The 12679-nt window shown below is 36.1% G+C and carries 12 protein-coding genes and 3 pseudogenes; 8 read left to right on the top strand and 7 right to left on the bottom strand.

The genetic code is table 11. The annotated features are described in order from the left end of the window. Positions 1–39: 39 nt before the first annotated feature. Positions 40–324: an EexN family lipoprotein gene (locus tag NYG92_RS05085; protein ID WP_289233717.1), complete on the bottom strand. Its 285-nt coding sequence runs from the start codon at positions 322–324 to the stop codon at positions 40–42. Between the two features lie 170 nt (positions 325–494). Between NYG92_RS05085 and NYG92_RS05080 the strand changes: the two genes are divergently transcribed. From NYG92_RS05080 to NYG92_RS09185, 6 genes and pseudogenes are all read left to right on the top strand, one after another. After that, positions 495–1304 (top strand): 4Fe-4S dicluster domain-containing protein, encoded by an 810-nt coding sequence (locus tag NYG92_RS05080; protein ID WP_289233716.1) that lies wholly within the window; start codon positions 495–497, stop codon positions 1302–1304. Then, positions 1294–1431: a hypothetical protein gene (locus tag NYG92_RS05075; protein WP_270976596.1), complete on the top strand. Its 138-nt coding sequence runs from the start codon at positions 1294–1296 to the stop codon at positions 1429–1431. Before NYG92_RS05080 ends, NYG92_RS05075 begins: the two co-directional genes overlap by 11 nt. Continuing rightward, a pseudogene (locus NYG92_RS09220) lies at positions 1428–2098 on the top strand (cytochrome b/b6 domain-containing protein). The gene NYG92_RS05075 and the pseudogene NYG92_RS09220 overlap by 4 nt, the downstream one beginning before the upstream one ends. A 2-nt stretch (positions 2099–2100) precedes the next feature. Then, positions 2101–2391 (top strand): SLAC1 family transporter, encoded by a 291-nt coding sequence (locus NYG92_RS05065; RefSeq protein WP_289233715.1) that lies wholly within the window; start codon positions 2101–2103, stop codon positions 2389–2391. Positions 2392–2393: 2 nt separating this feature from the next. Then, positions 2394–2854, top strand: a pseudogene (locus tag NYG92_RS09190) (SLAC1 family transporter). 210 nt (positions 2855–3064) lie between these two features. Further along, positions 3065–4242 (top strand): annotated as a pseudogene (locus NYG92_RS09185) (DUF2920 family protein). On the opposite strand, the gene aroC reads toward NYG92_RS09185, so the two are convergent. Genes aroC through NYG92_RS05025 form a run of 4 tightly spaced genes read right to left on the bottom strand, consistent with a single transcriptional unit; the run spans position 4239 to position 7378 of the window. After that, positions 4239–5324, bottom strand: coding sequence for a chorismate synthase (gene aroC, locus NYG92_RS05040; protein ID WP_289233711.1), 1086 nt, complete (start codon positions 5322–5324; stop codon positions 4239–4241). The pseudogene NYG92_RS09185 and the gene aroC overlap by 4 nt on opposite strands. After that, positions 5321–5995 carry a ribonuclease III gene (gene rnc, locus NYG92_RS05035; protein WP_220522718.1) on the bottom strand — a complete coding sequence of 225 codons (675 nt, stop codon included), beginning with the start codon at positions 5993–5995 and terminating at the stop codon, positions 5321–5323. Before rnc ends, aroC begins: the two co-directional genes overlap by 4 nt. Continuing rightward, complete coding sequence (rnhA, locus tag NYG92_RS05030; RefSeq protein ID WP_289233710.1) at positions 5974–6432, bottom strand: ribonuclease HI; 459 nt, start codon at positions 6430–6432, stop codon at positions 5974–5976. The genes rnc and rnhA overlap by 22 nt, the downstream gene beginning before the upstream one ends. Beyond that, positions 6419–7378 carry a tetratricopeptide repeat protein gene (locus NYG92_RS05025; RefSeq protein WP_289233765.1) on the bottom strand — a complete coding sequence of 320 codons (960 nt, stop codon included), beginning with the start codon at positions 7376–7378 and terminating at the stop codon, positions 6419–6421. The genes rnhA and NYG92_RS05025 overlap by 14 nt, the downstream gene beginning before the upstream one ends. 58 nt (positions 7379–7436) lie before the next feature. Between NYG92_RS05025 and dnaG the strand changes: the two genes are divergently transcribed. After that, positions 7437–9224, top strand: coding sequence for a DNA primase (gene dnaG / locus NYG92_RS05020; protein ID WP_289233709.1), 1788 nt, complete (start codon positions 7437–7439; stop codon positions 9222–9224). On the opposite strand, the gene NYG92_RS05015 is transcribed toward dnaG, so the two are convergent. Continuing rightward, complete coding sequence (locus NYG92_RS05015; protein ID WP_289233708.1) at positions 9221–10057, bottom strand: hypothetical protein; 837 nt, start codon at positions 10055–10057, stop codon at positions 9221–9223. The genes dnaG and NYG92_RS05015 overlap by 4 nt on opposite strands. Before the next feature lie 79 nt (positions 10058–10136). Here NYG92_RS05015 and NYG92_RS05010 point away from each other — a divergent pair, with 79 nt between their 5' ends. Next, positions 10137–11120: an ATP-binding protein gene (locus tag NYG92_RS05010; protein WP_289233707.1), complete on the top strand. Its 984-nt coding sequence runs from the start codon at positions 10137–10139 to the stop codon at positions 11118–11120. Here NYG92_RS05010 and NYG92_RS05005 read toward each other — a convergent pair. Next, a partial coding sequence (locus NYG92_RS05005) for a restriction endonuclease subunit S (protein WP_289233706.1) occupies positions 11117–12679 on the bottom strand: 1563 nt, incomplete at its 5' end. The genes NYG92_RS05010 and NYG92_RS05005 overlap by 4 nt on opposite strands.

Raw genomic sequence — 12679 nt, 5'->3', positions numbered from 1 at the left:
CATTAATAATTTGTTCTATAACCTAGAGTTTGAAAAAATTCATTTATTATCTCTATGTTTAGAATACTTTTTAATTTCTTCGTCTGTAAGTTTTTCATTTTGAAAATTTTGAAGTGATTTTGAGTATCGTGCCTTGTAAGCATTTGCACATTCTGTATCATTTTCTGCAGAATTAGCGTTTTTATCGCATTCTTTGATTTTAGCTTCCAATTCTTTAGCATTTTTTGGATCTTCATAATATTGCACACTCTTTGGCTTTGAACAAGCAGAGAATAAAATAGCAACAATTGCACTAAGCAAACCTAATTTGATAACATTTTTCATTGTGTCTCCTTATGTATTAAAATATTTGTTATCATATAAGAAACATAAAGCAAAATATTTTTACATTACACATTTTATCTCGCCTTTAAAAGCCTTTTTTTGTAATAAAGTTACACACAAAGCACTTAAATTTACATACAATGCTAGAAATTATTTAAAAGGTTAGCATTATGCAAAGACGCAAATTTTTAAAATCCTTAGCATTAAGCCCCGTTTTAGTCGCAGGTGCAAATTTAGACTTTAGTAAGATTAAAGGCAGGGCTAGCATTATAGACCTAGACCGCTGCGATGGCTGCACTGGCTTTGATATGCCAAAATGTGTAAGTGCGTGTAAGGAGAAAAATGCGGCGCGTTTTCCTAAGCCTGTGGAAGAAATTCCTAATTATTTTCCGCGTAAAATCAATGAGGATTATTCACAAAAACAAAACGACATTTCCCGTTTAAGTCCTTATAACTGGACCTTTGTGGAGGTGGATTCTAAAAAAATTTTTATTCCGCGTCGTTGTATGCACTGCGATGATCCTACTTGTCAAAAAATTTGCCCTTTTGGAGTGATTTCTAAGGATAAAAATAACGCCGTTAATATCGATGAACATTTTTGCTTTGGTGGGGCAAAGTGCCGTGATGTCTGTCCTTGGGGGATTCCTCAAAGACAAGCTGGGGTTGGAATTTATCTTAAAATCGCTCCAAAATTAGCTGGTGGGGGTGCTATGTTTAAATGTGATATGTGTGCGGACTTACTCGCAGAAGGCAAAAAACCAGCTTGTGAAACACAATGCCCAAAAAATGCCATAATTTTTGACGACAAGGCTAAAATTTTAATCTTGTCGAAAAGGCTAAAAAGCAGGGAAAATTCATCTATGGCGATACGCAAAATGGCGGAACGAGCACTTTTTACATTTCTTCTGTGGATTTTACCAAAATCGATGAAGCCATCGCTAAAAAATATGAAAATACCGGGCACCGCATATGAAAGTTAAGGTGGATAATTTCATCAATGAAGACTCCACTCTCATCAAAGGCGTTTTAACCGCACCTCTTGTAGGCGTAGTAGCTGGGGCTATCGCTGTGGCAAAAGCTAGAAAAATAAAAAAGGAAGAGTTATGAAAAAAATTAAAAAAATGATATTGAGTCAAAGTCTGCAAAATCGTATCGTGCATTGGGGTGTGGCGGTAAGCACTTTTATGCTAATTGCTAGCGGTATGTTTCAAATGCCCGTTTCAAAAAGATACATGATTAACGAATTGCCCCTAATGGCGTGGAGTGGGGACTATCATATCAGTCTTATAATGCACTATGTAGGGGCTTTTAGCCTCATTTTTTTCGTGGCGTTTCATTTATTTTTCCACATAGCTAGAGCGGAATTTGACATCTTTCCTAAAAAAGGCGATGGAGTAAAAAGTCTTAAAATTATCAAAGTTATGCTTTTTGGAGGGGTTGAGCCAAAGAGTGAGAAATATTTACCCGAGCAAAGATTGGCTTATTTTTCATCGGGCTTGTTTTGCTTCTTTTAATTATCACAGGACTCATTAAAACGGCTAAAAATTTAGCGGGGTGGAATTTAAGCGAGGGGCTTTATTTTTGGAGCGCACAGCTACATAATCTTGGTATGATTTTAATTATTTTAGGCATTATAGGGCATTTAGCAGCTTTTATCTTTAAAGCAAATCGCCCTCTTTTAGGGGCTATGTTTAGTGGCAAGGTCGATGCTAACTATATTAAGGAAAGACATAGTTTATGGGAAGAAGGCGTTAAAATGGCAGATAAGGAGTAAAAATGCAAGAAAATATCGAAAAAATTTCAAAACTTGCAAATTTTCCCATAGTTTTATTTGCTTCGGTTATGGGGATTGGAGGGCTTTCTCTTGCGTTTAAAAAAGCTAGTGTGGCTTTTAATCATCAAGCTTTTTTAGCGCGGTCTGCCTTTATTTTTGCGATTTTAGCATTGATTGTTTTTGCGCTTTTATTTGTGTGTTATGGTGCGAAAATACTCTATCATTTTAAGGCTTTTAAAGAGGATTTCACACATCACAAGTTAAGATTAATTTTCTCTCAAGTGTGCCTATAAGTATGCTTATTATTACAGCGTTTTGGAGTGATTTTATCTCTAAAGAAAGTGGATTTTGGTGGGGAATTTTAGGAAGTTTTTATGTGGCGAGTGCTTTACAGCTTATTTTAAGCTTATATGTGATGAGTTTTTGGTTTAAAGAAAGTATGAAAACTCCTGCGTGGTTTATCCCCATTGTTGGAAATTTAATAGTCCCACTTAGTGGTGCTTTCATCAATGCACCAAAAGATATGCTACTTTTTTTCTTTTCCATAGGGTGCTTTTTTGGATTATTTTAAGTGCGATGATTATGCAAAGGCTTATTTTTGAGCAAAGTTTGGAGACTAAATTTATCCCTACGCTTTTTATTTTCATCGCTCCGCCTAGCATTTTTGTGCTAGATTTTCATAGTCTTTTTCAAACACATAGCATTTTAAGCTTAATGGTGTATTTTATAGCTTTATTTTTCGTGCTTTTAGCATAGCAAGTTTTGATTTATTTATCACTTATAAATTTAAGTATTTTTATGGATTTTTAGGGGTTTTAGCACTCATTTTAGCACTTTTTGCAGTCTTTTTCATCTCTTATAAAACCTTAAGAAATGGGATGATTTTTAAGGAGCATTAAAAATTATCAAATTTTATGATAGTTTAAAAAGCTATGTTAAATTTATTTATAAATTTAAAGGCTAAAAATGATAGATAAGCAATTTTTTATTTCTTCTTGTGATGATGTAGAACTTGGTATTAAAAGAAATTCCAAGCTTGAATACCGCCTAAGCTCCCCACAAAATCCTAAGGCAATCTTTTTCATCATCGGTGGTTTTGGAACAAATACCGATTTGAGAATGATGGATTTTACTAGAAAACAAATCGCTTCTAAATTTGGCGTGGTGGCTGTAAATGTGCTGTATCATTGCTTTTGTTGTCGCGTGAATAACTTAGAGCAACAATATAGCGCTCAAATCGCTATACTTGAAGAGGATAAAGCAAATTTAATCAAGCTTTGTCAAGATGTAGGCTTACCCTATGCAAATTTAACAAGTACAGAAGCTTTAAAATTTATAGAAGAATCCATACAGAAAGAAAAGAAAAAGGGAAATTTAGCTAAAGATTTTAGAATCAACACCCTCACCTACACCCTCCTCCCACCTAATGAAGAATATCAAAATTACGGCATTATGGCAGCACTTGATCATATCAATGTTTTAAAAGATCTCAAAACTCACGGGGGGGGGGGGGTAACTTACCCGTCATTTATGGGGGCGGATGTTATGGAGGCTATTTAGCACACTTAATCGCCAAAATCGCCCCTCATCACACCAACGCTGTCATTGATATAGCCTGCGCACCTCTGCCCTTTTTTGAGATGTTTATGGGTAGGACTTTAGGGCATGGGGAATTTTTTATAAACACAGATGATTTTTCATCACATTGCTTTACCAAAACTTTTTGGAATGAGAATAATTTCACAAAGGCACATTATAAAATACGCTCTTTGCTAACTCCGTCCCATTTACAAATTCAAAAAACACATTGCGGGCATATTCATTATGTGAGTTATCATAGTAGTGAAGATGAGTTTGAAACCGCAAAAGATAAAAAACTTTTATATGAAATTTATGAAAAAATGGGCTTTAAGGCAAAGCTACATCTAGCTAAAAAAGAGGACATCGACCATAAAATCATAAGAGATTTAACTCACGGAGGCATTTCAAATCACCGCGTTTTCTTAAAAGAACTCCCCTTTCTCTTAAAAGAATTTGAAGGAGGCAAATTTCCTCTTCAAAACGCCTCTATAAGCTATCCTTGTGAGGATAAAATTTTCACCTTTAAAGATGAGGGTGAGGCTTATTGTTTGCGTCTTGATTAGCTTTTATAAATTGCTTTAAGATGCTCTAAATTCGCACTCGCATTTAAAAGCAAAGCATCAGCTATCACAAGCCTAACCATAGCATTAGCAACCACACTTCCTCTCACACCCACGCAAGGGTCGTGCCTACCACTTAGCTCACACAAGACATTTTCGCCGTCTTCATTTATCGTTTTTTGAGCTAGAAAAATGGACGGCGTAGGTTTAAAATAGCTCTTAAGCTCGATTAAATCGCCATTTGAAATGCCACCTAAAATCCCTCCGCTATGATTGCTTAAAAATTTGCCATTTTGCATAAAGTCGTTATTTTGCGAGCCTCTTTTTTGGCTTGAGCTTATACCAGAGCCTATTTCTACGGCTTTTACAGCATTTATCCCCATTAAAGCGTGAGCGAGTTTAGAATCAAGCTTATCATAAAGCACCTCCCCAAGCCCCGCCCTCACTCCGCTAACCTTAGTAAAAACAGCCGCTCCAACGCTATCTTTTGCCTTTTTTGCTTCTAAAATTTCTTGCTTAAAATTTTCCTCTAAATCCTTATCAAGGCAAAAAATTTCACTTTTATTTGCAAATTCAAAGTCAAATTCATTATTTTTAAGGGTCGAAACGCACCTGCCCACACCAAAAACTCCGCTTAAAACCTCGATATTAAATTCCCTCAAAAGCATAGCAGCCACCGCTCCAGCTGCCACTCTAGCTACGCTTTCTCTAGCACTTGAACGCCCTCCTCCCCTATAATCTCTTATGCCATATTTTTGAAAATAGCTAAAATCCGCGTGCGAGGGGCGAAAAAGGCTTTTAAGCTCACTATAATCTTTTGAGCGCGTGTTTTCATTACGAAAAAGCATAGCTATGGGCTGTCCTGTGGTAAAACCCTCAAAAACTCCGCTTAAAATTTCTGCTTCATCACTTTCTTTTCTAGGCGTGGCAAATTTGCTTCCACCCTTTCTTTTATCAAGCTCCTTTTGTAAAAATTCCTCGTCAAATTTCACATTAGAGGGCATACCATCAATCACCACGCCTATGGCTTTTCCGTGTGATTCTCCAAAACTTGTCATTTTTAATCTTGTCCCAAAAGTATTCATAACGCTCCTAATTTTTCTAAGGTCAATTTAGCCGCCATTTGCTGGGCTTCTTTTTTACTACTTGCTATGGCTCTTGCCATTTCTTTGCCTTCCAAATTTAAGGCGATTTCAAAACTTTTTTGATGGTCAGGTCCAAAGGCTCTTAGCGTTTCATATTCGGGTGTTAAGCCCATTTTAGCTTGTGTGATTTCTTGAAGTTTTGTTTTATAGTCCTTAAATAGGCTCTTTGCGTCAATGTTAGGGAAATTCTCCTCTATAAGCCTTAGTGCGATTTCTTTAGCCTTTATAAAACCAGCTTCTAAATGTAAAGCACCAATTAGAGCTTCAAAGGCATCTGAGAGTATGGATGGCTTGGTTTTGCCGCCGTTATTTTGCTCGGCTATACTCATAAAGATAAAAGCACCTAGATTAAGAGAAGTGGCGATTTTAGCAAAGGATTTTTCATTGACAAGGGCGGCTCTAAGCTTGGATAAATCGCCTTCTGCTTCATTTTTAAATTTATGAAATAAAAATTCGCCCACAACTAAATCAAGCACCGCATCACCTAAAAACTCTAGCCTTTCATTATTGTAATTTTTCTTTGCGCTTTTGTGTGTTAGAGCACAGATAAGAAGATTTTTATCTTTAAATTTGTAATTTAGCTTTGCTTCTAAGCGTTCGAGTTTAGCCATTGTGCTTCCTTATGTTCTCTTTGTAGCTTAAGTGCTGCTTCTCTTGCTAGAGTGTCGCAACGCTCATTTTCCTTATGTCCGTTATGTGCTTTAATCCAAAAAGCCTTGATTTTATGCTCTTTTGAGACGCATAAATACTCACGCCATAAATCGGCATTTTTCCTACCTTTGAAATTTTTCTTGACCCAGCCCTCAAGCCACTCATTAATGCTTTGCACCATTAAATTTGAGTCTGTGTAAAGATACACTTCACAAGGCTCTTTAAGTATCTCTAAAGCCTTAATGATAGCCTTTAGCTCCATTTTATTATTGGTCGTGTTTTCCTCTGCGCCGACACCCACTTTTTCGTGTTCTTTATAACGCACGATATAAGCATAACCCCCAAAGCCCGGGTTATTTAAGCAAGAGCCATCTGTATAAATTTCAACGCGTTTCATCGTTTTTAACCTCATATAAAATTTTACAACGATTAAATTCATAGCACACAGGACAATGATAGAAAAAAAGCGGCATAATGTTTTTACACTCCAAACACATATAAGAAAATTCAAGTCTCGCTTTAAAATGATTTTGCTTTAAAATGTGATACATCTTAAAATGTGAATTTTTAAAAGAAAAGCCCTCTTTTTTCTCCACTAAATCAAGCATATAAAAAAACTCATAATATTCCTCATCGTCCAAATTAATAGGCTCTTTACTCTTATAAAGCAAATCGCAAATTTGCACTAAATTTTGCTTTTTAAAAATGCCATATTTTTCAAACAAGTAGCGTTTTAAAGCAGAACTTTCATCAAGCTTTAAAATTTTTTCTTTAGCGTTTTCTTTATTTTCAAGTGCTAAAGCTTTGATAAATTCAGCTTCCTCCTTAATGTCCTCGCCAAGTTCAAACAAACACTCCAAAAGCTCTAAATTTTCTTTATATTTTTTAAGCTTAAGATAGCTTATTTTAAGCAGTTTTAAGGCTTCTTTATTACGAGGGCGAATTTTAAGGGCATTTAAAAGCACTTCGGTGCATTTTTCTAAAAACCCTGCCTTAAAATAGACCTTCGCTAAAGCTAAAAAAGCCTCCTCTTGCTCGTTTTTATCCTTTGTTTTTTCCAAAGCGATTAAATAAATTCCACTTGCCTTTTCAAATTCGCCACTCTTAGTAAAAATTTCAGCCAAAAAGCTAAGATTTGAAAAGCTTAAATTCTCACTTCTTAAAAGCTCTTTATGGGCGTTTTCAAGCTCAAATTTTTTAATAAATTTTTCTAGTTTTTGCTCCTCATCTTTGTCTGCAAAAATCCTCCACGCATAATGTGCCAAAGCCGCGACTAAAATAAGCAGAGTAAGAAAAATCAGCCCCACTATGGGGTCTCTGTATTCCACAAAGAAAAAATCCATAAAATATCCGCAAAATGAAATTAACAAATTATAGCCAAAACTTTGTATAATTTTCATTATGATAGCAAAAGATAGCATAGAACTTTTAAGCCAAAGAGCAGACATTTTAAGCATTATTTCTCATTTTGTCCAGGTGCGTAGGAGTGGGGCTTCTTATGTATGCGTTTGCCCCTTTCACGATGATAGAAATCCGTCCCTACACATCAATACCCAAAAAAATTTTTACCATTGCTTTGGCTGTGGGGCTGGAGGCGATGTTTTTAAATTTGTAATGGACTTTGAAAGAGTGAATTTCGCTGAAGCGGTAGAAAAAGTGGCACATTTAAGTAATTTCACCCTCACCTACACCAAAGAAAAAGAGGAAAATAAAAAAGAAATTAAGCACATTTTGCCCCTTTTAAACGCCTTTTATAAGCAAAATTTAGCTAAACATAAAGAGGTTTTAGACTATCTTTATCAAAGAAAATTAAGCGATGAGGACATTAAAAAATTTGAACTTGGCTATGCAGTGGGAAATGAAGAAAGCTTAAGGCTACTTAAAAACGAGCAAATTTCAAACGAGGACGCCTTTTATGTGGGGGCGATTAAAAAAGATGAAAGAGGAGGATTTTATGCGAGTTTTATCCATAGAATCACCTTTCCCATTTATGATTACAAAGGCTTATTAGTAGGCTTTGGGGGTAGGACTTTAAACGCAAATAACGCCGCTAAATATGTCAATTCTCCCCAAAGTGTGCTTTTTGACAAAGCACGCATTTTTTACGCCTTTCATCTTGCTAAGGATAGCATAGCAAAGCAAAAAGAGATGATTATTTGCGAGGGTTATATGGACGCCATTGCCTTTCATAAAGCAGGTTTTACTAACGCTGTGGCAGTGCTTGGCACAGCTTTAACAGAACATCATCTCCCCCTTATCCGCCGTTATGAAGCAAAGGTTTTGCTTTGTTTTGATAATGACGAGGCAGGACGCAAGGCGGCATTTCGTTCGGCTTTTTTACTTAGTGTTAATAAGATTGATGGCAAAGTCGTCTTGCTTGAGGGCGGAAAGGATCCTGCCGAGCTTGTGGCAAATGATGAGGCTAAAAAGCTTCACGCCCTTTTAGAAAGAGCTATGGAGCTTGGAGAGTTTTACATAAGAGAGCTTTTAAGGGGTAGCATAAATTCCGCCCTTGATAAACAAAAAGCCTTAGAATCCGTGCAAAAATACACCTTTTTGCTTGAACCTTTAGTGGCAAATTCTTATACTAATTTAGTCTCAAAACTTCTAGGCGTAGAAAAAAATCTCATCGTTTTAAGCAAAAATGCCAGCCACCCCCCTAAAATCCCTCTTTTAGAAACGCAAAAAAGCAAGGTGCATTTAGGCGAATTAGAGCTTTTAAGCTTTCTTAGAGCTTCAAGTGAAGCTAGGGCTTTATTTTTAACGATGAGTGATAAGGCTTGTTTTAAGCATAAGGAACTTTGCGAAAAAGTTTTGGCAGGTTGTGGGCTTGAGGATAGCGACATTAGAGAACTTGAGCTTCGAAATTTAGGCACTATCACTCATCTTAATGATTTCTTATGCCTACTTTGTAAAATCAATCTTGCCTTTTTTAACGCCCTTGCTATCACAAAGCCTCATCTAGGGCTTAAAAAACAGCTTTTAAGCCTTTTAGATAAAAACGCCGAAAAGCTTAAAAAACAGCTTGATGAAAACGCCCTTTTTGAATTTTACAAAGAAGCCTTAAGTTTTATCAAAAGCGAAAGAGATACACAAATTTTAGAAACACGCCTTAAAACTTGGCATCAAATTTTCTCTCAAAAAAATATAAGCCCCCTAGATCTTGGTTTAGAAAGCTCGCCTTTTTAGACAAGCTTATCTACAAGAGGGCTTTCTCCACGCGCAATTTGTGCTTTTAAATCCTTTGTGAAGCTTTGCTCTAATTGAAATTCTTTGAATTTCTGCGGATGTGAGCTTTCAAGCTTTGCTTTTTCCTCCGCACTAAGTGAGGCAAAGCCCTCTTCTAAAGCCTTTTCTAAAGGCGTTCTCTTAAGCTCCTCTTCTTTTTTATCTTTGACTTCTATTTTTTCACTATCTTGCATAGTGTTAGCATTAGCTCCGCCACCACTTGCCTCCTTTAAGCCTCTTAAAATTTCGCTCAAATTTTCTTTTTTGACATCAAGCTCACTTACCTTTCCGTCTTGATTAATGTCCTTTTCTAAAGCGAAATTTAATTTCTCCTCCAAATTTGCACCACTAGCTAAACTATCCCCCTTACTCAAGGCTAGATTTTGTAAGCTCTCAAGTGTCGTTCTTTTATGAAAGCTTAAAGAAGTGAAATTGGTCTCATTTTGAAGAAGAGAATTTGCGTCAAAAAGCGTATCGCTCACCTTTTCAAACCACTCCGCCACAAAGGCATTTGCCTCACCATTAAGCCTGATAGAGCCGTCCTCTCTAGCGATATAATTTGTATAAGAGCTAAAATGATTTTGCAAATTTTGATAATTTTCCTCATTAATTCTCACCGCCATTAATTCGCCCTTTTTGTTTTCAAACACCACCTTAAAGCCCGAATTTGTGTTTGAGATGTCATCGACTTTAACTTTATCTTGCTCTTCTTGCTTAAGTTCTAAAATTTCCTTACGACTCGCGATATTTTGCGAATTTGGTAAAGTTGCATTTAAAGTATTGATTGTATTCATTATCACTCCTTATGCTACAATTACACTTTTTTATATCGGCAAAAAATCATTTTTATTTATATCATTTTAAAGGAAAATTATGAAAGCATTAGCACTTTTTAGCGGAGGTTTGGATAGTTTATTAGCGATGAAGCTCATTACTTCACAAGGCATAGCGGTCAAGGCTTTAAATATCAACATAGGCTTTGGCTCAAGAAGCGATAAAAGCGAGGAGATGAGACGCCGTGCCGCCTTAGTAGGAGCGGAATTTGAAATGATTGATGTAAGGAATTCTTATCTTAAAGAAGTGCTTTTTAGCCCACAATATGGCTACGGAAAGCACTTTAACCCCTGCATAGACTGCCACGCCTTTATGTTTAAAACAGCCCTTGCTATGCTTAAAGACGAGGGGGCGAGTTTTATCATCACAGGCGAGGTTTTAGGACAACGCCCTATGAGTCAAAGAAATGATGCTATGGCGAAAGTTAAACGCCTAGCCGCTGATGAGGAGGATTTAATCTTGCGTCCTATGTGTGCGAAAAACCTGCCCGAAACCAAGCCCGAAAGAGAAGGCTGGGTCGATAGAGCAAAACTTGAGGGCATAAGTGGGCGTAGCCGAAAAAGACAGCTTGAAATGGCAGAGGAATTTGGCATAGATGACTTTGAAAGCCCGGGCGGTGGGTGCTTACTCACGCTAGAAAGTTTTGCGAAAAAAATTAAAGATTTTAAAGAATTTGATAGCAATATGGAGGTCAATGACGCCCAACTTTTAAAATACGGACGCCATTTAAGGCTTCCAAAAGGTGCAAAGATGATTGTGGGGCGTAACGAGCTTGAAAACGAGCTTTTAAGGACTTTGAAAACAAGCAAATATGAAGAAATTAAGCTATTTGATTTAATCGGCGCTTATTCCTTAGTCAGTAGTGATATTTGCGAGGAGGATTTAAATTTAGCACTTAAAATCGCCCTCACCTACACTAAAAATGACCCTCAAAACTCCTATAAACTAGGCTTTAAAGAGCAAGAATTTCAATGCCAAGCCTTTGAGGATAAAGCTTTGATTAATGCGTATTTTATCTCTTAATCCACCCTTAAGCCCTTTTTGAGTGTGAAAAGGGTGTCTAAAATTTGCACGATGTGTTCTTGTTCGCATAATGGCGGCAGGGGGATAAGAAAATTTTCTATATATTCATTTTTTATATTTAAAAGACTGCTTACCGTGCCACTCACGCAAGATTGAATATATTTTTCATAAAATCCACTTGCCACAATATAAAAAATATATTTTGCATTTTGCTCTTTTGCAATTCTTATAATGCGTAAAAATGCACCGATTTGCGTGTTTTTTAAATGTGCATTTGCAAATGCACATTTAGCTATATTACTTATATCATTTGTGCCTGTTATAACAATATCGCCTTGTTGTATGGATTTTTCTTCGTTGAGTAGTTTTTCTTTGACAATAACATCATTAGATAATAAATCTAAATTTTGCGTGTTTTTGTTGATATTTCCGCCTCTTAAAATCCTTATGCCTTCATCGCTTAAATCATCTTTGCTATAAGAAGTCCCGCTTACTATCTCACAAATATCCCCAAGTTTTACCCACGCCCAAGTGTTAGGGATTTCAAAGGGTGCTTCGCTAAGGTTTAACGGCGTGATTTCCTTGCATTTTGTAAGCTCTTTTTTTAGCATTTGAATTTGAGATTTAAAAAAAGCTTTTTTATCCTTGTCTTTTTCAAGCTTTAATTCTTTTTCACATTTTTTTAACTCTTTTTCTAACTCTTTGCGTTTTTCTTTTATGGCTTCGTTGTAAGTGCTGATTTCATTAAAGGCGGAGAGTGTAGAGGAGCTTCTGCGATAAAGTTTGCTTAAGCTGCCCTCTAGGGCAAGTTTAAGCAAACTCTTTTCAATTCTCTTTTCAATTCTCTTTAAATTCTCTTTAGTGATAGCAAAATCATTTGCGAGTGCAACGAGCAAATCGAGTTTTTTTACAATTTCTTGCTGTTCGCATAATGGCGGCAGGGGGATAAGAAAATTTTCTATATATTCATTTTTTATATTTAAAAGACTGCTTACCGTGCCACTCACGCAAGATTGAATATATTTTTCATAAAATCCACTTGCCACAATATAAAAAATATATTTTGCATTTTGCTCTTTTGCAATTCTTATAATGCGTAAAAATGCACCGATTTGCGTGTTTTTTAAATGTGCATTTGCAAATGCACATTTAGCTATATTACTTATATCATTTGTGCCTGTTATAACAATATCGCCTTGTTGTATGGATTTTTCTTCGTTGAGTAGTTTTTCTTTGACAATAACATCATTAGATAATAAATCTAAATTTTGCGTGTTTTTGTTGATATTTCCGCCTCTTAAAATCCTTATGCCTTCATCGCTTAAATCATCTTTGCTATAAGAAGTCCCGCTTACTATCTCACAAATATCCCCAAGTTTTACCCACGCCCAAGTGTTAGGGATTTCAAAGGGTGCTTCGCTAAGGTTTAACGGCGTGATTTCCTTGCATTTTGTAAGCTCTTTTTTTAGCATTTGAATTTGAGATTTAAAAAAAGCTTTTTTATCCTTGTCTTTTTCAAGCTTTAATTCTTTTTCACATTTTTTTAACTCTTTTTCTAA

The sequence above is a fragment of the Campylobacter felis genome, from assembly GCF_030250085.1.
Lineage (GTDB): Bacteria > Campylobacterota > Campylobacteria > Campylobacterales > Campylobacteraceae > Campylobacter_D > Campylobacter_D upsaliensis.
Note: the sequence above shows the minus strand (reverse complement) of the source record. Positions and strands in the feature narration are given on the sequence as shown.

Coding starts and splice junctions, on each gene's coding strand:
- aroC (WP_289233711.1), bottom strand. CDS start 5,324: ATGAATACTTTTGGGACAAGATTAAAAATGACAAGTTTTGGAGAATCA.
- NYG92_RS05085 (WP_289233717.1), bottom strand. CDS start 324: ATGAAAAATGTTATCAAATTAGGTTTGCTTAGTGCAATTGTTGCTATT.
- NYG92_RS05080 (WP_289233716.1), top strand. CDS start 495: ATGCAAAGACGCAAATTTTTAAAATCCTTAGCATTAAGCCCCGTTTTA.
- NYG92_RS05010 (WP_289233707.1), top strand. CDS start 10,137: ATGAAAGCATTAGCACTTTTTAGCGGAGGTTTGGATAGTTTATTAGCG.
- NYG92_RS05025 (WP_289233765.1), bottom strand. CDS start 7,378: ATGGATTTTTTCTTTGTGGAATACAGAGACCCCATAGTGGGGCTGATT.
- rnc (WP_220522718.1), bottom strand. CDS start 5,995: ATGGCTAAACTCGAACGCTTAGAAGCAAAGCTAAATTACAAATTTAAA.
- dnaG (WP_289233709.1), top strand. CDS start 7,437: ATGATAGCAAAAGATAGCATAGAACTTTTAAGCCAAAGAGCAGACATT.
- NYG92_RS05075 (WP_270976596.1), top strand. CDS start 1,294: ATGAAAGTTAAGGTGGATAATTTCATCAATGAAGACTCCACTCTCATC.
- NYG92_RS05065 (WP_289233715.1), top strand. CDS start 2,101: ATGCAAGAAAATATCGAAAAAATTTCAAAACTTGCAAATTTTCCCATA.
- NYG92_RS05015 (WP_289233708.1), bottom strand. CDS start 10,057: ATGAATACAATCAATACTTTAAATGCAACTTTACCAAATTCGCAAAAT.
- rnhA (WP_289233710.1), bottom strand. CDS start 6,432: ATGAAACGCGTTGAAATTTATACAGATGGCTCTTGCTTAAATAACCCG.